Below are 23,892 nucleotides of genomic sequence, written 5' to 3'. Positions count from 1 at the left end.
TCGACAGCCCAGTGCTCATGTTCGTTTTGCGCCCAGCAAGATAGGAACGGTATCCCGGAGCTTGAGCGACTTCACCATGTCCTGCGTGATCGCCTTGTAGGTCTTGAAATGAGCCGTCTCGATGTGAGCTTTGTAAGCATCGACATTGGCATAGATCTCGAACACGAAGACATGCGCCGGATTTCGTTCGTCCGCCACGGCATACAACGCGAGCACTCCCGGTTCGAGCCGGACGGCAGCCTCGATCTGCTCCTTCACTGCCGCCCCGTAGGGCTCGACCTGCGACGGATCGATCTCGATCTCCGCCACTCGCACATGGGGCTGATGCATCTCTTCGACCTTCCCTTGGACCTTCTTTTGCACCTTCTCTTGGGTGCCCGCGGGACCGGCCAGGGCCACTGTCAGCATCGACGCTCCAAGAACGAGAAATTGTCTGGCGTCCATGTCGTCCTCCCGCCTGTGCTCATTTGGCCGGCTCTCTCGATCACTTCCGATACTGCTCGTCGCTGACCTTCTCCATCCAGTCGACGTTCTTGCCGCCGAGGGATTCCTGGATGGCGATGTGCGTCATCGCCGTCGTCGGCGACGCGCCGTGCCAATGCTTCAATCCCGGCGGAAACGATACGACGTCGCCGGGGCGGATTTCCTCGACCGGGCCGCCCTCGCGCTGCACCCAGCCGAGCCCTGCCGTGACGATCAGCGTCTGTCCAAGCGGGTGCGTGTGCCAGGCGGTACGTGCGCCGGGTTCGAACGTGACCTGGCCTGCGCCGACGCGGCCAGGATCAGGAGCCTGGAAGAGTGGGTCCACGCGCACCGTGCCGGTGAACCAGTCCTGAGAGCCCTTCTGGGACGGCCTGGACCCGTTTCTCTTGATGTCGATATCCATGGGAAGCTCCTTCAGTGTTTCGGACCCGAGCGCCCGCGTCCGTCCGACTCCGATCGTGGCGGCGGCGCCGCCGCAGATGAGCACACCTCTGCGTGTGATCATCGCAGTCCTCCGTTCATCGTGGGTCGTATCCCGGTTTCTTGTAGATGGTGTGCGGCTTGCCGATGATGTCCGGTTTGTAGACCTGTTCAGTCCAGTCTCGCGGCTCGACGTCTTCGATGCCCACGGAAACGGACTCTTCTCCGTAGTTGAGGGCGCCCATCACCGCTTCAGTGACGGCTTGCGCAAGCGCCTGCTTCTGCCGCTCGGATTTGCCCGAATAGAGCTTGACGATGATGTGGGGCATCGCTTTCTTCCTTCAGCGCGGACGCTTTTCGATCACGTCCTTGACGACCGGCGCCGCGGAGAACGCATTGGGCCAGCCGGCGTAGAAGGCGAGGTGACCGAGCACTTCGCCGGCTTCCTCCCGCGTCAACCCGTTATCCATCGCCCGGTTCAAATGGTAGGTGATCTGGGCGACTTGCCCCGTCGCGATGAGAGCGCTGACGGTGACAAGGCTCCGGTCCCGGGGTGCAAGACCCGGCCTCAGCCAGAGATCCCGGAAAAGCACGTCGGTCGTGTACTGGACGAGGCTCGGTGTGATCTGGCCGAATTGTTCGCCGACCCGCGTTGCCCGCTGCTTCTCCGCCGCCTCGTCGAGAGGGAGCTGCGGTCCTGACGCCGGCGGAAGCTGATCGGCCCCGATATTGCGGCTCTTGAAAACGTCTCTCGCTGCGGGGATCGCATTCATCGCGTTGGCCCATCCGGTATAGAACGCCAGATGCGTGATGATTTCGGAGATCTCGGCAGGCTTCACGCCGTTGTCGAGCGCGAGTGCGAAATAATGCGGAAGTTCGACGGTCTGGTTGCGCGCGATCAGAGCCGCGACCGTGACGACGCTGCGATCGCGAGGAGAGAGGCCGGCGCGCTTCCAGAGGTCGTCAACCAGAAATTTCTGCCCGTACATCTCAAGCGCGGGCGCGACGGCGCGGACGTCTTCCAATGTCGACATGGGATCAGCTCCTTTGACGGCGGCCTGTTCGGCGGCAGTCGCGCCGCCAACGATCAGACCGAGAGACAACAGCGTGGCTGCAATCGTTCTCATGGCTGGCTTCCTTCGACCGTGAACGGGTTTGCCATCAGCCACCACGCAACCAGCGCGGCGCACAGCACCGTGAGCGCGCTGGCGAGAAACAGCACGTTCAGCCTCGCTCCGGTCGCGATCAGACCAAGCGCAGGGCTGGCGAGCCCCTGGGCCAGGTCGAGAAAGGCCGTGTAGGCGCCCATCGCCATGCCGCGGCTCTGCGCCGGAACGCGGCGAACCGCTTCGACGCCGAAGCCCGGATAGACCAGCGAAAAGCCGAACCCGGTGAGCGCGGCTCCTGCCAGCGCCATCTCGGGTCGGACCGCCAGCCAGATCAGCGCCTGGCCGATGGCTTCAATCACCGCGCAGACCAGCGCGACCTTCGCGCCACCGATCGCATCGGCCAAATGGCTGAAGCAGATCCGGGCCAGAATGAAGGCCACCGCATAGGCCGTGTAGGCGAGCCATCCGTTGTCCCAGCCCCGGTTGGCGAACAGCAATGCAACGAACGTCGTCACCGCACCGAAACCGACGCTGCCGAGGGCCGAGCCAAGGCCCGGCACCCAGACGGCACCGACCACCGCGGCGAACGAAGGGCGCACGTGCGGGACGGGGGCGAACGCAGGAAGTGGCGCAACGAGCAGCAGCGTCATCAGCGGAGTGGCGGCCGTGACGATCGCGATCGCCGTGAAGCCGTAGGCGGCATAGAGCGCCGCGCCGGCCGGTGCGCCGATCGCGAAGGCCGCGAACATCGCCGAGCCAACCCAGGCGATGACCTTGCCCGTGCTCCGGGCGTCGGCGAGCGCCAGTCCCCAACTGACCGAGGACGTGATGATGAAGCTCTCCGCCGCGCCGAGCAGTCCTCGCCCCAGCAGGAGAATCGCGACCGAAGCCAGCGGCAGGGTGCTGAAACACAGCGAGAGCAAATAAAGTAGCCCGGAAGCCGCCGCCGCAATGAGACCAACGACCACGCCGCGCTTCGCTCCGCGACTGTCCGAAAAGTGGCCCGCCCACGGGCGCGAGATCAGCGAGGCCGCGAACTGACTGCCGGCGACAAGACCCACCACGAACGTACCCAGCCCGAGACCGTCGTGCACGTGGAGCGGAAGCACGGGCATCGCGACACCGATGACGAGGAAAGCGACGAACACCACCGCCATGATCGGCAGCAGGGTCGCCGCGACACGTGGGCTCGCGGCCGGCTCTTGCAGAGCGGTTACTGACATGTCGGCCTCGAGGTTCCTGCTGGGGTAGGCGGTCTTGGATCACGTCGTGGTCGGAGACGGCGCCGTCGTCCGATGGCTGGTCCGAACCTAGGCCTTCCGTCGCCCCGCGATTAGATGATAGATTCCGAATGGAGTTATTAGGCTGGTTAATCAATGCATCGGGACGACGCGAGTGATCTCCTGGCCTTCCTCGCGGTTGCGAGGGAACGCAACTTCACGCGCGCCGCTTCGAAGCTCGGCATGACGCAGTCCGCACTCAGCCAGATCATCCGGAACCTGGAGGAACGGCTTGGCGTCCGGCTGCTGAACCGCACGACGCGGAGCGTCACACCAACCCAGGCTGGAGAACGGTTGTTCCTGAGCGTCGGACCCAAGTTTACCGAGATGGATGCCGATCTTGCCGCACTCAGCGAATTTCGTGAGAAGCCGGCGGGATTGGTCCGGCTGACGGCGACAGAGTATGCCGCCGCTGAAATCCTGTTGCCCGCGCTCGGAAAAGTCCTGCCGAAGTACCCCGACATTCACGTCGAGATCATCATCGACTATGGCCTGACCAACATCGTGGCGCAGCAGGTGGATGCGGGTGTTCGTCCCGGCGAGCTCGTTGCCAAGGATATGATCTCAGTCCGCGTCAGTCCCGATCTGCGGATGGCCGTGGTGGGGGCGCCGTCCTACTTTGCCGCGCGCAAGCGACCCAAAACGCCTCAGGATCTCACGCATCACAACTGCCTCAACCTTCGCTTACCGACCCACGGCGGCAGTCTCTATGCGTGGGAGTTCGAGAAGAACGGGCGAGAGCTCAATGTGCGCGTCGAGGGACAGTTGGTGTTCAACAGCGCGAGCCTTCTCCTGGATGGAGCACTCAAGGGATTGGGTCTCGCCTACCTGACGGAGGGACACGTGCAGCCCCACGTTTCGGAAGGACGGCTGGTCAGGGTCTTGTCCGACTGGTGTCCGCCGTTTTCCGGCTACCACCTCTACTATCCCAGCCGGCGCCAGCCTTCGCAGGCATTTTCGCTGCTGGTCGAGGCTCTCAGGCACCGTGGGAAATAGCGTCGACCCATGGAGCCAGCGAACCGCTTTGCGAAACGACAAAGTTTCGGAGTAGGTTCGTTATCGACGGCGTCATCGGGGTGGGCTTACACTGTGACCGGCACGAAACGAACGCGCGAGGGGAGCGGCCGGATCAAGCTCGAAGCTGTCGCCCGTGCGGCGAATGTGTCGACAGCCAATGACGATCCCGCGCTGAAGCTCATGATTTACGCGCCGGTGTAGGGGCGTCTTCCGCCTGTCCGTTGGGTTGTGAAGCTGGCTTTCCGGTACCGAATTTGTGGTAGTGTTGGCTCACGGTCCTTGCTATCCGTGGCTTCGATGAAACGGCAGATTGGCCATAGGTCTCCCTCCTTTGCCCCCAGCTTTCGCGGGCTGCTGACCGTGTTTCTGACACTCGCCTATGTCGTGGTCGGGTTTGCGGGGGAAATCGCGTGCGCCGGCGAGACGCTCGCGAGCGAGGATCGGATCGAAGTTGCTGACGCGTCAGCCAATACAGACCAGGGCAACGCGGACCAAGGATCGAAGAAACCGGTTACTGTCGTCGATCATTGCTACACCTGTGTTCCCCTGCTGATTCCGGCGCCGGTCCTCGTTGCCGAGCCGGCAGCAAAGGCCGCCAGCCCGGCCTACGCCACGCCGACGTTCCTTCTCGAGGATCAGCCGGGGCTCGATACCCCGCCGCCCAAATACCGGACCTAAGCATCTTCTCGGAGCGCGCGAGCGCTCGATCGATCGCCTGTCAGGTATTTTCATGTTTCGCAGAACGGTCACGCATTTTGCGTGCGTAATGGCGTTTCTCGTCAGTCCGTGGCTGACCGGTCACGCGCATTCGCAGACCCTCACCATGAGGGATGCGCTCGGTCGGGCGCTTGCTGCAAGCCCCCATCTCACCGCGGCCGAACGCGACGTCGGCATTGCGGCGGGGCAGCGCATCCAGGCCGGAGCGTTGCTCAATCCGGAGCTGTCCTATGAGCAGGACAATTCCTTCGGCACGGGCAAATTTCGGGGGACGAAGTCGGCAGAGACCACGCTGCAGATCAGCCAGGCCTTCGAATGGTTCGGTAAGCGGGAGGCCCGCATAGCGGCTGGTGCGGCTGGGGTCGAGGTGGCGGCGATCCAACGTCAGGCCGTTAGATTGGAAGTCCTGTCCGAGACCGCGATCGCCTTCCTCAACGTGCTGGGCACGCAGCGTCGGATCCAGGTCCTCGATGAGCAGGTCGGCGCCATCGACAGGCTGACCCCGCTGCTGCAGCGGCGCGTCGAAGCCGGTGCATCGTCGCCGGCAGAGACGGGGCGGGCCGAAGTTGCGTCCGCTCTGGTCAAGGCAGATCGCGAACGGCTGAGATCGACGCTCGCCAGCGCGCGCCGCGAGTTGGCCGTGCTAATGGGAGACGCCGCACCGAAGTTCGCCTCCGTCTCCGGGCGGTTCGATGCCGCCGGGCGGCCGCCCTCGTTTCAGTCGGTCGTGGCGGCGATCGACGCGAATCCGCAACTGGTGCGTTGGACCGCGATCTACGCGCAGCGCAACGCGGAGCTTTTGCTGGCGCGGCTGAAGCCCTATCCGGACGTCCGCATCGCCGCCGGATGGCGTCACTTCAACGAGACCAACGATGATGCCGTCCGGCTGACGCTCTCGGTGCCGATCCCGGTGTTCGATCAGAACCAGGGCAACATCCTCTCGGCGCAGGAGAGCCTGGCGAAGACCAGGTCGGAGCGGGAGGCGAACCGGAACACGCTGATCGTGATCGCAGGGCGCGCCTACGACTCGCTGCAGGGCTCGCTGCGCGAGCTCGCTATCCTCCGCGAAGCCGCGATCCCCAAGGCGGAGCAGGCGGCACAGGCCATTTCCGATGGTTACGGCCAAGGCCGGTTCACGCTGCTCGAGGTGCTGGATGCCCAGGCGAGCCTCACACAAGCGCGCCTGCGAGAGCAGGAGGCCTTGCAGAACTTCCACGTTGCCGTCGCGACCATCGAGGGGCTCGTCGGCAATCCGTTTTCGCTCGCGCGAGAGAGTTCAAGATGATCCGAGCATTGTTCCGATATTTGGTCTTTCTTCTGGTGGCCGGGGCGCTCGTCTACGCCGGCTATCGGATGTTGACACCGGCGACGACCAAGGCGGTCGCGACGGAGAAGTCCGAAAACGAAGAGCATTCGGACGGCGTCGCGATGAGCGATGCAAAGGTCGCGGCGGCCGAGATAGAGCTTGCGAAGGCGGGGCCGGCCGTGCTGCACAACAGCCTGACGCTGAACGGAATGGTGCAGGCCAACCAGGAATCGCTGGTTCAGATCACGCCCCGCTTTCCGGGCGTCGTTCGGGAGGTCCGCAAGCGGATCGGCGAACACGTCGAAAAAGGCGACATCCTTGCCATCGTCGAGAGCAATCAAAGCCTGACGCCTTACGAATTGAAGGCCGCTCTTGCCGGTACGATCATCGACCGTCAAACCACGCTCGGCGAATTCGTTTCCGAGCAGAAGCCGGCATTCGTGATCGCCGACCTTTCGACGGTGTGGGTCGATTTCTCCGTCTACCGGCGCAACCTGGCCCGCGTGAAGGTCGGCGATCAAATCCTGATCGATCCCGCGGACGGCGGCACCAAGATCGAGGCGAAGATTTCATACGTATCACCGGTCGGCAGCAGCGATACCCAGACCGCGCTCGCGAGAGCCGTCGTAGCGAATGCCGAACAGCGACTGCGGCCCGGCCTGTTCGCTACCGGCCGATTGACCTTGTCGGCGAAGAAGGTGGCGGTCGCAGTGAAGTCCTCGGCCTTGCAGACCCTCGAGAACCGCACCGTCGTGTTCGTCAGGAGTGGCGACAAGTTCGAAGCCCGCGACGTCGAGATCGGCGATCGCGACCCGGATTTCGCGGAAGTTACGTTCGGCGTACTCGAAGACGACCTGTACGCGGCCCAGAACAGCTTCATCGTCAAGGCGGAACTGGCTAAGGGAGGAGCGGACAATGATTGACGGCATCCTCTCCTTCGCGATCCGTCAGCGATGGCTGGTGATGATCGCCGTGCTGGCGATGGCCGGCTTCGGAGCATGGAATTTCACCCGTCTGCCGATCGATGCGGTCCCTGACATCACCAATGTTCAGGTACAAATCAACAGCAGGGCACCCGGCTACTCGCCGCTGGAAGTCGAGCAGCGCATCACGTTTCCGATCGAGACCGCCATGGGCGGCCTACCGAGCCTGGAGAGCACCCGGTCGCTATCGCGCTATGGGCTCAGCCAGGTCACGGTGATCTTCAAGGATGGCACCGACATCTACTTTGCCAGGCAGATGATCAACGAGCGGATCCAGCAGGTGAGGGACCAGCTACCCACCGCCATCGAGACCGCGATGGGACCGATCTCGACCGGGCTCGGCGAGATCTACATGTACACGATCGAAGCCAAGCCGGAGGCCCGCAAGGCGGGCGGAGAAGCGTACAGTCCCACCGACTTGCGCACGATCCAGGACTGGATCGTCAGGCCGCAGCTCCGGACCGTTGCGGGTGTCAGCGAAGTCAATTCGGTCGGTGGATTCGAACAGCAGTTTCAGGTGCTGCCCGATCCCGCCCAACTCATGGCCTACAAGCTCAGCTTCCGCGACATCATGGCGGCGCTCGCCTCGAACAATGCGAATGTCGGCGCCGGCTACATCGAGCGCAACGGCGAGCAGTATCTCGTCCGTACGCCGGGACAGGTCGCAAACATCGACGAGATCAAGGATATCGTGGTCGGCTCGCGGAATGGCATCCCGGTGCGGGTGTCCGACGTGGCCGAAGTGAGGGAAGGAACGGATTTGCGGACCGGCGCGGCAACGCTGAACGGGAACGAGGTGGTGCTCGGCACCGCCATGCTGCTGATCGGTGAGAACAGCCGCACCGTCGCGCAGCGCGTCGCTTCACGGCTCAAGGAAATCGGACGCTCGTTGCCTGAGGGGGTGGTCACGCACACGGTCTACGATCGCACCCGCCTGGTCGAAGCGACGATCGCAACCGTGGCGAGGAACCTCTTCGAGGGCGCGCTGCTGGTGATCGTCGTGCTGTTCCTGACGCTCGGAAACTTCAGGGCCGCAGTCGCGACCGCGTGCGTCATTCCGCTGTCCATGCTGTTCGCGATCACCGGCATGGTGGAGGACAAGGTCAGCGCCAACCTCATGAGCCTCGGCGCCATCGACTTCGGCATCATCATCGACGGCGCCGTGATCATCGTCGAGAACTGCCTGCGCCTGCTGGCGGTGGAGCAGCGCCGGCTCGGTCGCGTTCTCACCCGCGAGGAACGGTTTGAGACTATTCTAGCCGGCTCGCGCGAGGTCATCCGCCCCAGCCTGTTCGGCACGTTCATTATCGCAGTCGTCTATTTACCGATACTCACGCTCACCGGCGTCGAAGGCAAGATGTTCACGCCGATGGCTCTGACCGTGCTGATGGCGTTGACCGGGGCCAGTGTTCTATCGATGACATTCGTGCCGGCAGCCGTGGCACTCGTGGTCACCGGCAAGGTCTCCGAACATGAGAATTGGTTCATGCGCGGCGCCCGCCGCATCTATGCGCCGCTGCTGGCCGCCTCGATCAATAACAGGTTAGGCGTCGCGGTCATTGCGGCCCTTCTGGTCGTCGTCTGCGGGATCGCGGCCTCCCGCATGGGTGGTGAGTTCATTCCCGGTCTCGACGAAGGGGATGCTTCGGCCGAGGTGGTCCGCATCCCCAGCGTCAGCCTGCCCCAATCGGTGGCGATGGAAGCGATGCTGGAAAGGCGATTGCTCAAGCTTCCCGAAGTGAAGGAGGCGTTCGCCCGCACCGGCACGGCGGAGGTCGCAACCGACCCGATGCCGCAATCCAACTCGGACAGCTACATCATGCTGAAGCCGCGAAAGGAATGGCCGGATCCCGAGAAGCCGAAGGCGGCCGTCGTCGCGGAAATCCAGGAGGCGGCGGAAGACGTCCCCGGCAATGCCTACGGGTTCTCGCAGCCGATCCAGCAGCGTATGAATGAACTCATCTCGGGCGTCCGGAGCGATGTCGCCGTCAAGATATTCGGCGACAACCTGGACGAACTGACCCAGGCAGCGAGCCGGGTCCAAGGCGTCCTGCAGAAGGTGGAGGGAGCCGCCGACGTGAAGGCCGAGCAAGCGACAGGATTGCCAGTGCTCACCGTCCAGCTGAACCGCCAAACCCTATCGCGCTATGGAATCAACGTTGCAGACGTGCAGACTCTCGTGGAGATGGCCGTGGGCGGCAAGAACGCCGGCCGCCTGTTCGAAGGGGATCGGCGTTTCGACATCGTTGTTCGACTGCCGGACGATCTGCGCTCGGATATCGACGCGATCAGGTCCTTGCCGGTGCCGCTACCTCCGATCGAGAACCCCAAGGCGACCACTGCTCTCTGGAGCAATTCGCCGCTCGCTCAAATCCGCTACGTGCCGCTGTCCGAGCTTGCTCAGGTCGATCTCAAGCCCGGCCCCAATCTGATCGGCCGCGAAGACGGGAAACGGCGGATTGCGGTGACGGCGAACGTGAGGGGACGCGATCTCAGGTCGTTCATCGCGGACGCCCAGGAGCAGGTGACGCAGAAGGTGAAGCTTCCACCCGGCTACTGGATCGGCTGGGGCGGTCAGTTCGAGCAACTTGTCTCGGCGACGCAGCGTCTGACGGTCGTCGTGCCCCTCGCGCTCTTCCTGATCTTCCTATTGCTCTTTATCAGCCTAGGTTCGATGCCCGACGCGGTGCTTGTGTTCAGCGGCGTGCCGCTCGCCCTGACCGGGGGCGTCGTGGCGCTCTTGCTGCGCGGAATCCCGCTCTCGATCAGCGCCGGGATCGGCTTCATCGCGCTCTCAGGGGTCGCCGTGCTCAACGGTCTCGTCATCATCACGTTCATCGAAAAGCTTCGACGGGAAGGCCATGCGTTGGTGGACGCGGTCCGGGAAGGCGCGCTAACGCGGCTCCGGCCGGTCCTGATGACCGCGCTCGTTGCCTCGCTCGGCTTCGTCCCGATGGCGATCGCCACCGGTGCCGGCGCCGAGGTGCAGCGGCCGCTCGCGACCGTCGTCATTGGCGGGATCATCTCGTCGACCATCCTCACCCTGTTGGTGCTGCCGGCGCTCTACGTCCTGTTCAGACGGGAAGAGCCGTCCAGTGCACGATCGAACTTATCCCCCCGCCAAGGAGTGCCGTCATGAAGTATGTGCTGTTGCTGATCGCCACCATCTTGTTCGCGGCGCCGGTTTCCGCCGAGGACTATGAAAAAGGACCGAATGGCGGGCTGATGCTCGACGTCGCCGGGATCGATGCGGAACTTCTGACGTCGGGCAACACGGTCACCATCAACGTCTTCGAGGCCTTCAAGGCGAAGCCGGTCTCGACCAAGGGCTATGTCGGCGCCGTGCTGATTGCCGGTGGGTCGGCCCGCGAAACGGTCACCCTTGCGCCCCAAGGCGAAAACGCGCTCAAGGGCGAGGCAAAGAATCCGATTCCTCCCGGCGCGACGGTCACTCTCACGATCAAGACTGCCGAAGGAAAGTCGGGCCAGGCAAAATTCAAAAAGTAGTCTCGCGCTGAAGCTCGTGATCTACACGCCGGTGTAGGGGCGCGGCCAGCGACCACACACTCTACCGGATCATGCGCCAGGAACTTGTTCCCTACGATGGCAGGCGGGTAAATCCGTCCGCGCTCCAGCCTTCAGTGCCAACGCCGTGATGCACAAAAAACAGTCCGTCTGGATCGTAGTGCCGCTTGACGTCGAGGAGCCGTTGATAGTTCGGACCCCACAACGCATTCTGCCAGTCTGACTGGAAATAGTCGCACTCGTTGACGTACGCACCGGTGTTCGGTGCCGCGGTACGCAACGCTTCCATCGCGGCGTTCACGCGGTCCCGATGCGCGTTGGCGAGAGCAGGATCGGGCGTAGCAAGACCACCGAAGGTGGTTGGCCCGGAGGCTGCGATGATCGCAAGAGCGAAGGCATCAAATGTGTCCGGATGCGTTGCCGTGTTCCTTGCTCTTGCGATCACCTCCCGCGGTGCGCCGAACAAACCCTTGTTGAAATGCAGGCCGACTGCCCAGTGGCGGCTTGCGGTGAATAACGCATCGACAAGGAGAGTCCGGTTCTCCGGGTCAAGTAGCGAGCTCGGCAACCAGGCTGACGTGTACGCGTGCCAGAAAGCGCCGACCTGCCCGCCATCGCCCTTCCACCAATAGTCTGTCCATGGCGCATCAGAGCGTTCATCGAAGATGACGGCGGAGCGGGCGAACAGGCGATAAAGCCAACCGTTCCAGAAGTAGCGGGCAGGCACGCCCGCCACTTCAAGCGAGTCCATGCCAGCGTAATCGTCCGGATGGGCTGCAACAAAATCAAGCAGGGGCTTGAAAGCTGCGCGCGCTTCGTTCGTCGTCAGGCCCTGGAAGACCATGCGCACTTCGAGGCGGTTGTCTGGATGCGCCCGAACCTGTTCGCCCCAATGCGGATTGCAGAGGCTTGTCGCGCAAAACGCGACGAAGCGGGTCAGCAGCTTACGGTAGGCATCGTCGGAGCGGGCGCGCAACGTGGCGCTTACCGCACCGACGGATTCGGGCAGTGGATGGGTTGCGAGCGTCAGCCGCGTGATGACGCCGAAAGTGCCGCCGCCTCCGCCCTTGAGCGCCCAAAACAGCTCCGGCTCGCGCGTTTCATTTACGACACGAATCTCGCCGTCGGCAGTCACGATCTCGGCCTCGAGCAGGCTCGCGGCCGCCGTTCCAAACGCCTTGGAAAAGTGGCCGAACCCGCCGCCCTGCACGAGACCCGCGACACCAACGGTGGTGCAGCCGCCACCCTGAACGTATCGCTCGGCGCTGGCGGCAGCTTGATAGGCGTGGAGCCACATGCAGCCCGCGCCCGCCGTGATAGCCGGAACCGGTTCTGAGTTTGAGCCTGTGGGAATGAAACGGTCATGAACGGTGATTGCGTCCATCTTGCGGGTCCACAGCAAAAGCGAATCCGGTGCACAGGAGGCGCCGAAATAGCTGTGGCCGCGGCCTTTCACGACGAGGCGCAGGTTGTGCGCCTTGGCAAAGCGCACGGCCGCTACAACATCTGCCGAACTCTCGGCTACGACCATGTAGGTGCTTGGCTCTGAGCGCCAGGCCTCGAACCAGCCCGAACTTTCGGTCAGGCCTGGTTGATCGCCGATGTAGAACGGATTGGCCAGGAGCTGTTTTGCGTCAGCCGTCCCGAGGTTGGGGGACGGAACCCGGGTGAGGCGTCCCGACGTTGCCTGATTCAGCGCCGACCAGTCCGCGTCGGAAGGCCAGCCAGCCTGGCCTGGCCGCGGGCGGCTGGTAGGGGCGATGCCCGCTTGCGCCTTGCCGAGTGCCGAACCTGCGGCCAGTGAGACAGCAGTAGCTAGAAAGTGGCGACGGTCCATTCCGGTTCTCCAGGCATTGCTTGACGGATCTGTCGGCAATCCTGCGTCGAAAAGCGAGCCAGGAGGGATGAATGGGGTCTGTACGGTGATGAGGATAAGCGGGCCGTGACGAACGGCACTGTCGTAGGGACGAAACGACGCGATAGGTCGTCCTACGCGCAACCAAGCTCATTTCGATCTTGGGATTTCCCCTCGTTCCAGGCAGTCGATGATGTCGACGAGCCCAGGGCTTAGCTGCCACGACCTGGTACAGGAAGTGCTGGCCAGGGGCTCTTCGGGGCGGCCGTCGCCGGAGGGCATGATGCCTCGAGCTGCCTCCACGCCGACGGCAGGCCCGTGGCGTCGATGTCGAACTTTGTCGTGTCTGCCGTTTCGTCCGGCTTCCGCGTGATCTCCCGGACATGCACGGAGCGGGACGCCATGATCGCCCTGAATGTGCCGAAATCGAGAGAGCCGCTCCACATTTCGTATTTGCCGGCCAGCATCGAAAATCCTCCGACTTCCTCGTTGGGGGCAGCGTCCGCCGTCATCATGATTGTGCGTTTGCCGATCGCAGCCCCGTCGATCTCGGCCGCGAACATCAGCGGCACGCGATTTTTGCTGTCGCAATACAGGCGCCATTCCATCGTTCGGAACGACGGGCCGTTCTCGTTCTTCAGCGTTGCGAACTTGCTGATGTATGGCCGGGCTCCTTTCTCCAGCCGCCACATCGTCTCGGCAAGCGGTCGCGTGTCGATCCCGAACCTGTCGAGCTCGGTGCGCGTCAGCAAATGCAGGTTTTCGAACTTCACGGTGTGGATCAGATCGTCAAGCTCGCGGCTGATCCCCATCGCCGAGATATACGCGGTGCGGTCGCGGTCGGCGGCTGCCGTGCGACGCTGCCGGAGCTCGGCGAGCAATCCCGGAGGCGGATGGCCGTGAATGGCGAGGACGAGCCTGGAGTTATGGACCGCCAGCGCGGCGTCGGGTGCCACCTCGCGCGACGTCGCGCCGAGAAACAGGTAACCGCAGGCCGAGTTGCACATCGCATGGTAGGTGGTGAGATCGGCCTCGACCTCGCCGCCTGCGTTCTTCATCTTCAGGCATGCGGCGTCCAGCTGCGTGCCCGCGGCACATGCGGTGACAATCGTCTGGCCGACCCGCGCGACCGCCTTGCGGCTGCGCAACAGCCGCCCGATGACGTAGGACTGCTCCACATTGCCGCCGGGCGAATGAAGATAGATCGGACGCTGCGTGTCCTTGACGCCGGCGAGGAAGCGGCGGACGCGCGACGCTGCGTCATTATCGATCTGCCCCTCGATGGCGATCCAGCGATCGCAGCCCGGCCCGCAAGCGTCTGGGGGCCCTTTGGCGAGATAGATCGTCAGCCTTGGGGCAAACCCGGCTATTTCGGCCGGCGTCTGTTCCGCTTGCAGTGCCCCGGGGATCGAGAGCGAGAGCACGAGGAGCAGGATACGGGCAAGCATGAATTGACGGGACCGAGCGCATTGAAGGACACGCGTCGACGCTACAGGATGATCGGAGTGGTCACAACTTTTAGTGGCAATCCCGCGTGCCGGAGGCTGTGGCCGCGGCAAGGGGCATCGATCCCTCAATCGACCCGCCGCGAGCGGCGAGGGGGGCCGGCTTCTTCCGCGCGAAATACGGATTTACGACGCAGCTTGCGGAGCGGCCGGCAGCAGAAAATCTGCATTGCTCCAGCGAGGCGTAACGGCAATCGAAATAGCTGACGCGGCCGTAGATCTGCATGCAGACCGGATAGTCGGGGTCATAGGTTTGCGCGCGCGCCCGACATGAACGCGATTGTGGCGATCGCGCGCGAGAATGTGGCGACAATGGGGAGAGAAAACGATTCGCGCATTGTTCGATTCTCCAATCACATGATTGTGCGCGCGACGTCGTTACGCGCACTCGCGCTGCATGTCCTGTCGATGATGTTGGAACTGCTGAAGACTCTTGTTTCAAAGGGTTTCCGCGTGCGCGCCGCTAAATTTTTATTAATGCAGCGCAGCCCTTTGGCGTGAACTGTGGCGTCGAGGTTACAGCAATTCCGTCGATGGCTGTTATGACGTCGCCATGGCCCGGGGGCCTAACGACGAAACTGGAACGGGATTCAAATGAACAAGAATTTGTTGCTTGCTGCTGTGAGCCTCGTCGCGATCAGCGCGACTGCACCGGCGCTGGCTGCTGACCTCGCCGCGCGGCCTTACACCAAGGCGCCCGCGATGATCGCCACCGTCTACGACTGGAGCGGCTTCTACATCGGTATCAACGGCGGCGGCGCTTCCGCTCACACGACCTGGAATCAGACCGCTCCGCTGGTTGGCGGCGAAGGTTCCCACAACGCCACGGGCGGCACGGTCGGTGGTCAGGTTGGCTATCGCTGGCAGTCGGCACAGTGGGTGTTCGGCCTGGAAGGCCAGGGCAACTGGGCTGACTTCTCCGGCGATAACCTGAGCGCGCTGACCGGCTTCACCGATCGTTCGAAGATCGATTCGTTCGGTCTGCTCACCGGTCAGGTCGGCTACGCCTGGAACAACGTCCTGCTCTACGTGAAGGGCGGTGCGGCTGTGGTTGGCACCAAGAACGAGCTGCGTGCTGCCGGCGCGACCTTTGCTTCGGTCAACGACACCCGTTGGGGCGGCACTGTCGGTGCGGGCCTCGAGTTCGGCTTCGCTCCGAACTGGTCGGTTGGCGTCGAGTACAACCACATCTTCCTGTCGGGCAAGGATGTTACCTTCGCCGGCTTCCAGACCGACCACATCAAGCAGGACGTCGACATGGGTCTCGTCCGCCTGAACTACAAGTTCGGCGGTCCGATCATCGCGAAGTACTGAGCTACTGAGACCAATCGCTCCTTTCGAGCAATTGTCGAAAGCCCCGGCCTTGCGCCGGGGCTTTTTTGTTTCGTGAATTCAGCGAGTTAACCATTTCATTTCGAAGCGGCTGAGTTTGCTTGACTCCATAGAACGAAATGAGAACAATGTTCTTCATACGTTCTGGTGATGGAGCAAGCCATGTTCAGGATTTTCGTGGAAGAAGCCGCTGCACTGACGTCGATCGCGCTGTTCGTCGGGATGATCGCGATCTGGGCCCAGGTGATTCCGCAGCTCTAGACTTGCGGTTTTGTAAACCGAGGGTCGGGAGCCTGACGGCGGCCCCTGCGGGCCGACCCTTGTCGGGCTCCTTGAGGAAAAGCGGGATGAGGTGGCCGATCAGCCGCTGCGGCGTGGACTCTGGCGCGACGACGCCCCACCATTGTGAGGCGAGTCGGCTGGGCGAGTGCAGGGGATGCCTCCACTGCCGGCGATCGCTCCAACGCATCCCACAAGAGGCCGTCACGCGACCATGCCGAGCGCCGGATTTGTCCACCTTCACGTTCACTCGGCCTATTCGCTGCTCAAGGGCTCGATCAAGATCGCCAAGCTCGCCGAGCTGGCGAAGAAGGACCACCAGCCTGCGTTGGCGCTGACCGACACCGACAATCTGTTCGGTGCGCTGGAATTCTCCGACAAGATGGCGGGTTCCGGCATCCAGCCGATCGTCGGCCTGGAGCTCGCGATCGATTTCGGCGACCAGGATCCCAACGCGCGCAACGCGCTGCCGCCGTCGCGCGTGGTGCTGCTGGCCGCCCAGGAGCGCGGCTATCGCAGCCTGATGCGGCTGAATTCGCGCGCATTCCTCGAATCGCCCGACAGCCACGCGCCGTTCATCAAGTTCGACTGGTTCGACGGCGAGACCGAAGGGCTGATCGCGCTGACCGGCGGCCCGGACGGGCCGATCTCGCTCGCGCTCGCGGCGGGGCAGGCCGAGATTGCGGCCGCGCGCTGCGAGCGTCTCGCCGGCCTGTTCGGCGACCGTCTCTATGTCGAATTGCAGCGCCACAACATTGACAAGGAACGGCGCCTCGAGAGCGGACTGATCGACATCGCCTATGCCAAGGGCCTGCCGCTGGTCGCGACCAACGAGCCATATTTCGCGTCGACCGACGATTACGAGGCGCATGATGCGCTGCTCTGCATCGCCGGCGGCCGGCTGATCGCGGAGACCGAGCGTGAGCAGCTCACGCCCGATCACCGCTTCAAGACCCGCGCCGAGATGGCGGTGCTGTTTGCCGACATTCCGGAAGCGCTGGCGTCGACAGTGGAGATCGCCGAACGCTGCTCGTTCCGCCCGATGACGCGCAAGCCGATCCTGCCGTTCTTCACGGTCGGTGCCGCGGCAAGCTCCGATGCCGCCGCGGTCGAGTCGGCCGAGCTGAAACGGCAGGCGGAGGAGGGGCTCGCCAATCGGTTGCGCGTGCACGGCCTGTCGCAGGGCATGACGGAAGAGGACTACAACAAGCGCCTGGCGTTTGAGCTCGACGTCATCATGCGCATGAAGTACGCGGGCTACTTCCTGATCGTGTCGGACTTCATCAAATGGGCAAAGAGCCAGGGCATTCCGGTCGGACCGGGCCGCGGCTCCGGCGCAGGCTCGCTGGTCGCGTGGGCTCTGACCATCACCGACCTCGACCCGATCAAGTTCGGCCTGCTGTTCGAGCGCTTCCTCAATCCCGAGCGCGTCTCGATGCCGGACTTCGACATCGACTTCTGCCAGGACCGCCGCGGCGAGGTGATCAAGTACGTGCAGGAGCGCTACGGCCGCGACCAGGTTGCGCAGATCATCACCTTCGGTACGTTGCAGGCGCGCGGTGTGCTGCGCGACGTCGGCCGCGTGCTGCAGATGCCGTACGGCCAGGTCGACAAGCTGACAAAACTGGTGCCGCAGAATCCGGCCGCGCCGGTGACGCTGGCGGCTGCGATCGAGAGCGAGCCGAAACTCCAGGCGTTTCGCGACGAAGACCCGGTGGTGGCGCGCGCCTTCGACATCGCCCAGCGCCTCGAAGGCCTGACGCGGCACGCCTCGACGCACGCCGCCGGCATCGTGATCGGCGATCGCCCCTTGAGCGAACTCGTGCCGATGTACCGCGATCCGAAGTCGGACATGCCGGTGACCCAGTTCAACATGAAGTGGGTCGAGCCCGCCGGCCTCGTCAAGTTCGACTTCCTCGGCCTGAAGACGCTGACCGTGCTCGACGTCGCGGTGAAGCTGCTGAAGCCGCGCGACATCCATGTCGATCTCGCGACGTTGCCGATCGACGATGCCGAAAGCTATCAGATGCTGGCGCGCGGCGAGGTGGTCGGCGTGTTCCAGGTTGAAAGCCAGGGCATGCGGCGCGCGCTGGTCGACATGCGCCCTGACCGTTTCGAGGACATCATCGCGCTGGTCGCGCTCTATCGGCCGGGCCCGATGGCGAACATCCCGACCTATTGCTCGCGCAAGCACGGCGACGAGGAGCCGGAATATCTGCATCCCGTGCTCGAGCCGATCCTGAAGGAGACCTTCGGCGTCATCATCTACCAGGAACAGGTGATGCAGATCGCGCAGGTGATGTCGGGCTATTCGCTCGGCGACGCCGACCTGTTGCGCCGCGCCATGGGCAAGAAGATCCGCGCCGAGATGGACAAGCAGCGCGACATCTTCGTCGCGGGTGCGGTGAAGAACGGCGTGCCGAAGGGGCAGGCCGAGACCATCTTCGAGCTGCTGGCGAAATTCGCTGACTACGGCTTCAACAAGAGCCACGCGGCGGCCTATGCGCTGGTGTCCTACCACACCGCCTACATGAAGGCGCATTATCCGGTGGAGTTCATCGCAGCGTCGATGACGCTCGATCTCAACAACACGGACAAGCTCTCCGAATTCCGCTCCGAGGCGCAGCGCCTCGGCATCAAGGTCGAGCCGCCGAACATCAACCGCTCCGGCGCGACCTTCGAGGTAGGCGACAAGGTCATCTACTACGCGCTCGCAGCGCTCAAGGGCGTCGGCATCCAGGCGATCGACCAGATCATCGAGGAGCGGACCAAGCGGGGCCTGTTCACCTCGCTCGCCGACTTTGCGGCGCGGGTCAATCCGCGCGCGATCAACAAGCGCATCATCGAAAGTCTCGCCGCCGCCGGCGCCTTCGACACGCTGGAGCCGAACAGGGCGCGGGTCTTCGCCGGCGCGGACTCGATCCTGGCCGCCTGCCAGCGCGCGCATCAGGCCGAGACCATCGGCCAGAACGATATGTTCGGCATGTCGGCGGATGCGCCCACCATCATGCTGCCGCAGATCGAGCCGTGGCTGCCGGCCGAACGGCTGCGCCGCGAATATGACGCGATCGGCTTCTTCCTGTCGGGCCATCCGCTCGACGATTACGCCACCGTGCTGAAGCGGCTGCGGGTGCAGAGCTGGGCGGAATTTTCGCGTGCCGTGAAGACAGGTGCCACCGCCGGCAAGGTGGCGGCCACCGTGGTGTCGCGCATGGAGCGGCGCACCAAGACCGGCAACAAGATGGGCATCATGGGCCTGTCTGATCCCACGGGCCATTTCGAGGCCGTGCTGTTCTCCGAAGGCCTTGCCCAATATCGCGACGTGCTGGAGCCGGGCGCCGCGGTGCTGCTCCAGCTCGGCGCCGAATTGCAGGGCGAGGACGTTCGCGCCCGCGTGCTGCATGCCGAGCCGCTGGATGACGCTGCCGCCAAGACGCAGAAGGGTCTGCGCATCTTCGTGCGCGACACCAAGCCGCTGGACTCGATCGCCAAGCGCCTGGCCGGACCGGAGGCCGCGGGCACGAACGGCGCCGCGCCAAAGATCGGCAGCCCCGGTATCGCGCCTCGTTCGAACGGCGACGGCGAAGTCTCGCTGGTGATGATGCTCGACCTCGAGACCGAGGTGGAGATGAAGCTGCCCGGCCGTTTCAAGGTCTCGCCGCAGATCGCCGGCGCGATCAAGGCGGTGGCCGGCGTGGTGGACGTGCAGCAGATCTAGCCTACTGCCGCGAAGGCATGATCGGTGTGATAGATGCGATCCCGCCGTTGCAACCAAACGATGTTTCCGGTTAGCATGCCTCCGGGGAATGAGGTTCTGGGGCGTGATGCTAGTACGTGGGCTGGTGCTGCTCGTGGCCGCGGTGTTGCTATGCGGCTGTGAGACGACCGCGAGGAGCGGGCTGGATTATTCGGAAACGTTGCGGAAGGTCGGGCCGCCAAAGGCAGGGCAGGCGCGCATCGTGGTGCTTCGTGAAAAAGGCTATGGCGGACTTGCCGATGCAGGATGGGGCTTCAGCCTCGACGGCACGCCGCTCACCGGTCTGAAGACCGGGACCTATGTCTATGCCGATCGTCCGGCCGGTCAGCATCAATTCGTGGCAGAGGAGGCGGGCTTTCCGGGCGTTACGCGTATCGATTTCGCGGCTCGTTCGGGCGAGACCCTGTTTTTTGTTGCGCGCATGAGCGACCGCAAGAATGCGGTGATCGCAAATGCGAGCACAGGGTTGTTGGGTTATGGCCTCACGCTCGCGATGACCGCGGGCTACAAGAACCAGGGCCCGATGGATTTCATGGCGCTGGATGAAACGGCGGCGCGTACCACGATCGCCGAGCTGAAGCTGGCGCAATAGGCGCGGAGCGGGGCGTTGAAGATTTGTGACGCCATCGCGGCCCGGATGTAAAACGACGCGTCTGCGCTGCTCCCGCTGCAACGGTCGAGGAACCGACAATGTGCGACCAATGCTCTCAAGACCGTTTAAACCGAATGGGACCATCGCGGCGGTTCGCGATGCTGCTGACTGCGGCCGCACTTGCTACCGCCTTCAGCGACCGAGCCTTCGCCAAGGAATCCAAGCCGCCGCCCAAACCGCAGAACGTGCTGTCGCCGGATGCGGCGCTGAAGCGGCTGATGGACGGCAACGCGCGCTACGTCGAGGGCGTTACGCGGCGCCACGACTTCAAGCATGAGCGCGAGGCGCTGGCCGGCGGGCAGAATCCGTTCGCGGCGGTGCTGAGCTGTGCCGATTCGCGAATCGCGCCGGAATACGCCTTCGACACCGGCCGCGGCGATCTCTTCGTCTGCCGTGTCGCCGGCAATTTTGCCGGCACTGAAACCATCGCCAGCCTGGAATACGCTGTGGCCGTGCTCAACACGCCGCTGATCCTCGTGCTCGGCCATGATGCCTGCGGCGCGGTTGATGCCACGCTGAAGGCGCTCAAGGACAACACATCGCCGCCGGGACACATTCCCTCCCTGGTCGATGCGATCGCGCCCGCGGCGAAAGCTGCGATGCAGCAGGGCGGGGAGGTGCTCGACAAGGCGATCCGGCAGAACGTGGTCGACAATGTCGGCAAGCTGAAGTCGGCCGCGCCGATCCTCAATGCGGCCGTCGAGCAAGGCAAGCTGAAGATCGTCGGCGGCATCTACCGGCTCGCGACGGGGACGGTGGATATGATCGCACAAGGCTGAATACCCAAGGAGGCCGAAGCTTACGAGGAGCTGACGCAAGAGGCTGAGATTGGCCGCGCGCCACGCCGCCGCCTCAATCCAAGCCTTTCGTTCAACTGCCGTTCAGCCGGCCGCATGTCTGATGCGTGCTGGTCACTCAACAACAATAACGGGCAAGCAAGCCATGCGCGGGACACACAAGGTCTTCATCTGCTTCCTTCTGCCGATCCTCTTGGTTGCGGGCGCGCTCACGCCAGTTAGCGCGCAGCAGCAGGAAAAACGCATCGCGCTCGTGGTCGGCAACGGCGCCTATTCGAAGTCGCCGCTGGCAACCACCGCGAACGATGCCGGCCTGATCGCGCAGACGCTGCAGGCGGCGGGCTTCGACGTGGTCGGCGCGCGCGATCTCGACGGCGACACGCTGCGCAAGAGCTTGCGCGATTTCATCCAAAAGGCGCAGGCCTCGGGCCCCGGCACCGTCGCGATGATCTATCTGTCTGGCTACGGCGTGCAGCTCGCCGGCGAGAACTATTTCATCCCGGTCGATTCCAACATCGCGCGCGACACCGACATTCCAACCGAAGCATTGCGCGTCAGCGACTATGCCCGCCAGCTCTCCGCTATCCCGCTCAAGGCGAACATCGTCGTGCTCGACGCGGCGCGTGCGCAGCCCTTCATCGAGGGCGGCCAGCAGCCGATCGCGAGCGGCCTGGCGCTGGTCGAGCCGGATCCGAACATGCTGATCGCCTTCAACGCCGCGCCCGGCACGGTGGCGCCGGAAGAGCCGGGGCCGTACGGCGTCTATGCGCAATCGCTCGCCGAGATGATTCGCACCGGCGGCCTGTCGTTGCCGGAGGTGTTCGACCGCGTTCGCTTGCGCGTCAACGAAGCCTCCAAGGGCGCGCAGGTACCGTGGGACGACCAGAAGGTCACCGCGCCATTCGCCTTCTTCGATCGGGCTCCCGACGCACCGCCGCCGCAGGCTGCGCCCGACCAGGTCGCCGCGATCCGCAACAAGCCGATCCGCGATCTCGGCGTGCAGGATGCCTACGCGGCCGCGCTCGAGCGCGACACGCTGCCGGCCTATGAGGATTTTCTCGCCGCCTATCCCGGCGATCCGCTTGCCAAGCGCGTGATGGCGATCGTTGCGGCGCGCCGCGAGGCAATCACCTGGCGGCGGTCCTATCGCGCCGATACGCCGGACGCCTATTGGTCGTATCTGCGCCGCTATCCGGGCGGGCCGCATGCGGGCGATGCGCGTCGGCGCCTGGCGATCCTGACAGCGCCGCTCGAGCCGCCGCCTAGCTTTGCGATGATGGACTATGACGTGCCGCCGCCGCCGCCGGCCGAAGTGGTCTATGTCGACCGTCCCGTGCTGTATTTCGGCGACCCCGATTTCGGCTTCGCGCCGCCACCGCCGCCGCCGGTCTATTTCTGTCCGCCGCCGCCGCCGGATTTCGTGGTGCTGGCGCCGCCGCTCGCCGTCGTCGGCCTGTTCGTGCTGCCGCAGCCGGTGTTCGTGCCGATTCCGGTGTTCTTCAGCCCGCCGGTCTATGTGGCGCCGCCGCCGAACAACATCATTTTCAATAACATTCATAACACCACGGTCATCAACACCGTGATCAACCAGCAAGCACCGGCAACGGCAGCGGGTGATCCAGCCATCACCGCGACCGTGGCAGCATCCGGAAAGCCTGTCGGGGCAACGACGGCTGTGCCGCCGACCGTGGTTCAAAAGGCGGCCTTGATTCGGGACAACAAGGCTCCGGTCCCCAAGACGGTTTCGGTCGATCCGACAACGAAGGCCGGCGCGGCAGCCTTGAAGACAAGGAGCCAAGTCACGACGCCGACCGGCAACGCTGCTGCGGGAAGTCCGGCGGGAGCGCCCGGAACCGGCAATGTCACGACGAAGACGGGAGCCCCCGGCGCGCCGGTCACCGGCAACGCAGCCGGACCTACGGCCGGAGGCAAGGCCAATCCGGCGACGGCTACCGCGCCGAGCACGGCGGATACGAAGGCCGGTCCGCCGGCCGGCCACTCTTTGCCCGTGCCCGGCCAGACCGCGCCCGCGATCAAGGGCGCGCCGCAGACAGGAACGGCGGCCACGGGCACGTCTTCGTCGACGTCCTCGACTAACCCCGTCGGCGGTTCTGGTGCAATCACCAAACCCGGTAGCAGTTCGCAGCCTGCCAACGCCAAGCTTACACCGCAAACGACGCCGTCAAATGCGCCGCCTACCGGAGGAGCGCGTCCGAACGTCCAGGAGCATGCCAATACGGCCAATCCCGCCAATACGGCCATTGCGCCGGTAAAGCCCGGCGAGACCAAGCTGACCCCGGCGGGCAAGCCGGGCGTGACCACGACCAATGTGACCAATGGGAAACCGACGCAGCCTTCGCCGCCGGTCACCGCACGGGAGCAGATCAAGCCGCAAGGGCAGCGGCCCGCAACACCATCGCCCGCGCAGGTCACAAGGCCGCCGCCGCCGCCAGCGCCGCACCCGCAGGCGCTCGCAAGGCCGACGCCTCCGCCTCCGCCGCGGGTCGCCGCGCCGGCTCCGCCGCGGGCTGCGCCGCCACCACCACGCCCGCCTGTCGCCGCGGCTCCTCGGCCCGCGCCGCCGCCGGTGGCCCGTCCGGCGCCACCACCGCCGCCCCGGGTGGCCGCAGCCCCGCCGCCGCGGCCCGCGCCGCCACCACCACCGCGCCCTGCGGCCCCGAAAAAGTGCCCGCCCAATCAGCCCAAGTGCTAGTGGGCTGGGCGGAAATCCCGAAAAGGGCCTTTCGCGGGCGGTAAAAGCCCCGAAAGGCCCTTATTTCCTTGCGTCTGGCCGAAATGGCGCTATATAGCGCCCCATCTCACACGGAAGCATGGCTCACAAGGCCGTCCGGTGGCAGCCGGGGCGACATCGCTC

General features: G+C 64.2%; 20 protein-coding genes. 12 read left to right on the top strand and 8 right to left on the bottom strand.

The features are described 5' to 3' along the window. Positions 1 to 15: 15 nt before the first annotated feature. The 5 genes from ACLFLU_RS23980 to ACLFLU_RS23960 all read right to left on the bottom strand — a co-directional run bounded on the left by ACLFLU_RS23980 (position 16) and on the right by ACLFLU_RS23960 (position 3,235). Complete coding sequence (locus ACLFLU_RS23980; RefSeq protein ID WP_426407323.1) at positions 16 to 444, bottom strand: putative quinol monooxygenase; 429 nt, start codon at positions 442 to 444, stop codon at positions 16 to 18. Positions 445 to 484: 40 nt separating this feature from the next. Beyond that, positions 485 to 880 (bottom strand): (R)-mandelonitrile lyase, encoded by a 396-nt coding sequence (locus ACLFLU_RS23975; protein WP_426414058.1) that lies wholly within the window; start codon positions 878 to 880, stop codon positions 485 to 487. Between the two features lie 121 nt (positions 881 to 1,001). Then, positions 1,002 to 1,232 carry a tautomerase family protein gene (locus ACLFLU_RS23970; protein ID WP_426407322.1) on the bottom strand — a complete coding sequence of 77 codons (231 nt, stop codon included), beginning with the start codon at positions 1,230 to 1,232 and terminating at the stop codon, positions 1,002 to 1,004. Positions 1,233 to 1,244: 12 nt separating this feature from the next. After that, positions 1,245 to 2,030: a carboxymuconolactone decarboxylase family protein gene (locus tag ACLFLU_RS23965; protein WP_426407321.1), complete on the bottom strand. Its 786-nt coding sequence runs from the start codon at positions 2,028 to 2,030 to the stop codon at positions 1,245 to 1,247. Next, a complete protein-coding gene (locus tag ACLFLU_RS23960; RefSeq protein WP_426407320.1) occupies positions 2,027 to 3,235 on the bottom strand; it encodes an arabinose transporter in 1,209 nt (402 codons plus the stop codon). The genes ACLFLU_RS23965 and ACLFLU_RS23960 overlap by 4 nt, the downstream gene beginning before the upstream one ends. Positions 3,236 to 3,388: 153 nt before the next feature. Here ACLFLU_RS23960 and ACLFLU_RS23955 point away from each other — a divergent pair, with 153 nt between their 5' ends. From ACLFLU_RS23955 to ACLFLU_RS23930, 6 genes are all read left to right on the top strand, one after another. Beyond that, positions 3,389 to 4,288 carry a LysR family transcriptional regulator gene (locus ACLFLU_RS23955; RefSeq protein ID WP_426407319.1) on the top strand — a complete coding sequence of 300 codons (900 nt, stop codon included), beginning with the start codon at positions 3,389 to 3,391 and terminating at the stop codon, positions 4,286 to 4,288. A gap of 318 nt (positions 4,289 to 4,606) precedes the next feature. Next, complete coding sequence (locus ACLFLU_RS23950) at positions 4,607 to 4,987, top strand: hypothetical protein (protein WP_426407318.1); 381 nt, start codon at positions 4,607 to 4,609, stop codon at positions 4,985 to 4,987. Between the two features lie 52 nt (positions 4,988 to 5,039). Then, positions 5,040 to 6,311, top strand: coding sequence for a divalent metal ion exporter subunit IhpA (ihpA, locus tag ACLFLU_RS23945; protein ID WP_426407317.1), 1,272 nt, complete (start codon positions 5,040 to 5,042; stop codon positions 6,309 to 6,311). Further along, positions 6,308 to 7,255 carry a divalent metal ion exporter adaptor subunit IhpB gene (ihpB, locus tag ACLFLU_RS23940; RefSeq protein ID WP_426407316.1) on the top strand — a complete coding sequence of 316 codons (948 nt, stop codon included), beginning with the start codon at positions 6,308 to 6,310 and terminating at the stop codon, positions 7,253 to 7,255. Before ihpA ends, ihpB begins: the two co-directional genes overlap by 4 nt. After that, positions 7,248 to 10,454 carry an efflux RND transporter permease subunit gene (locus tag ACLFLU_RS23935; RefSeq protein WP_426407315.1) on the top strand — a complete coding sequence of 1,069 codons (3,207 nt, stop codon included), beginning with the start codon at positions 7,248 to 7,250 and terminating at the stop codon, positions 10,452 to 10,454. Before ihpB ends, ACLFLU_RS23935 begins: the two co-directional genes overlap by 8 nt. Continuing rightward, entirely contained in the window at positions 10,451 to 10,822 is a 372-nt protein-coding gene (locus ACLFLU_RS23930) for a hypothetical protein (RefSeq protein ID WP_426407314.1), read from the top strand. Before ACLFLU_RS23935 ends, ACLFLU_RS23930 begins: the two co-directional genes overlap by 4 nt. A 91-nt stretch (positions 10,823 to 10,913) precedes the next feature. On the opposite strand, the gene ACLFLU_RS23925 is transcribed toward ACLFLU_RS23930, so the two are convergent. From ACLFLU_RS23925 to ACLFLU_RS23915, 3 genes are all read right to left on the bottom strand, one after another. After that, on the bottom strand, positions 10,914 to 12,677 hold the full coding sequence (locus ACLFLU_RS23925; RefSeq protein ID WP_426407313.1) for an FAD-binding oxidoreductase: 1,764 nt from the start codon (positions 12,675 to 12,677) through the stop codon (positions 10,914 to 10,916). Between the two features lie 230 nt (positions 12,678 to 12,907). Continuing rightward, complete coding sequence (locus tag ACLFLU_RS23920) at positions 12,908 to 14,143, bottom strand: hypothetical protein (protein ID WP_426407312.1); 1,236 nt, start codon at positions 14,141 to 14,143, stop codon at positions 12,908 to 12,910. A 70-nt stretch (positions 14,144 to 14,213) separates the two neighbouring features. Continuing rightward, complete coding sequence (locus tag ACLFLU_RS23915; RefSeq protein WP_426407311.1) at positions 14,214 to 14,513, bottom strand: DUF3551 domain-containing protein; 300 nt, start codon at positions 14,511 to 14,513, stop codon at positions 14,214 to 14,216. Between ACLFLU_RS23915 and ACLFLU_RS23910 the strand changes: the two genes are divergently transcribed. The 6 genes from ACLFLU_RS23910 to ACLFLU_RS23885 all read left to right on the top strand — a co-directional run bounded on the left by ACLFLU_RS23910 (position 14,471) and on the right by ACLFLU_RS23885 (position 23,730). Continuing rightward, positions 14,471 to 14,701, top strand: coding sequence for a hypothetical protein (locus ACLFLU_RS23910; RefSeq protein WP_426414228.1), 231 nt, complete (start codon positions 14,471 to 14,473; stop codon positions 14,699 to 14,701). The genes ACLFLU_RS23915 and ACLFLU_RS23910 overlap by 43 nt on opposite strands. A 93-nt stretch (positions 14,702 to 14,794) precedes the next feature. Further along, a complete protein-coding gene (locus tag ACLFLU_RS23905) occupies positions 14,795 to 15,514 on the top strand; it encodes an outer membrane protein (protein WP_426407310.1) in 720 nt (239 codons plus the stop codon). Between the two features lie 511 nt (positions 15,515 to 16,025). Next, the gene (gene dnaE, locus ACLFLU_RS23900) at positions 16,026 to 19,529 is read left to right on the top strand and encodes a DNA polymerase III subunit alpha (protein WP_426414057.1); all 3,504 of its coding nucleotides are present in this window, start codon (positions 16,026 to 16,028) and stop codon (positions 19,527 to 19,529) included. A 106-nt stretch (positions 19,530 to 19,635) separates the two neighbouring features. Beyond that, on the top strand, positions 19,636 to 20,160 hold the full coding sequence (locus ACLFLU_RS23895) for a hypothetical protein (protein ID WP_426414056.1): 525 nt from the start codon (positions 19,636 to 19,638) through the stop codon (positions 20,158 to 20,160). Between the two features lie 98 nt (positions 20,161 to 20,258). After that, a complete protein-coding gene (locus ACLFLU_RS23890) occupies positions 20,259 to 20,999 on the top strand; it encodes a carbonic anhydrase (RefSeq protein WP_426407309.1) in 741 nt (246 codons plus the stop codon). A gap of 163 nt (positions 21,000 to 21,162) precedes the next feature. Next, entirely contained in the window at positions 21,163 to 23,730 is a 2,568-nt protein-coding gene (locus tag ACLFLU_RS23885; protein ID WP_426407308.1) for a caspase family protein, read from the top strand. The last annotated feature ends 162 nt before the right edge of the window (positions 23,731 to 23,892 follow it).

The organism is Bradyrhizobium ganzhouense, from assembly GCF_049949285.1.
Lineage (GTDB): Bacteria > Pseudomonadota > Alphaproteobacteria > Rhizobiales > Xanthobacteraceae > Bradyrhizobium > Bradyrhizobium ganzhouense.
The sequence above is the reverse complement of the archived record's forward strand: the minus strand, read 5'-3'. Positions and strand labels throughout refer to the sequence as shown.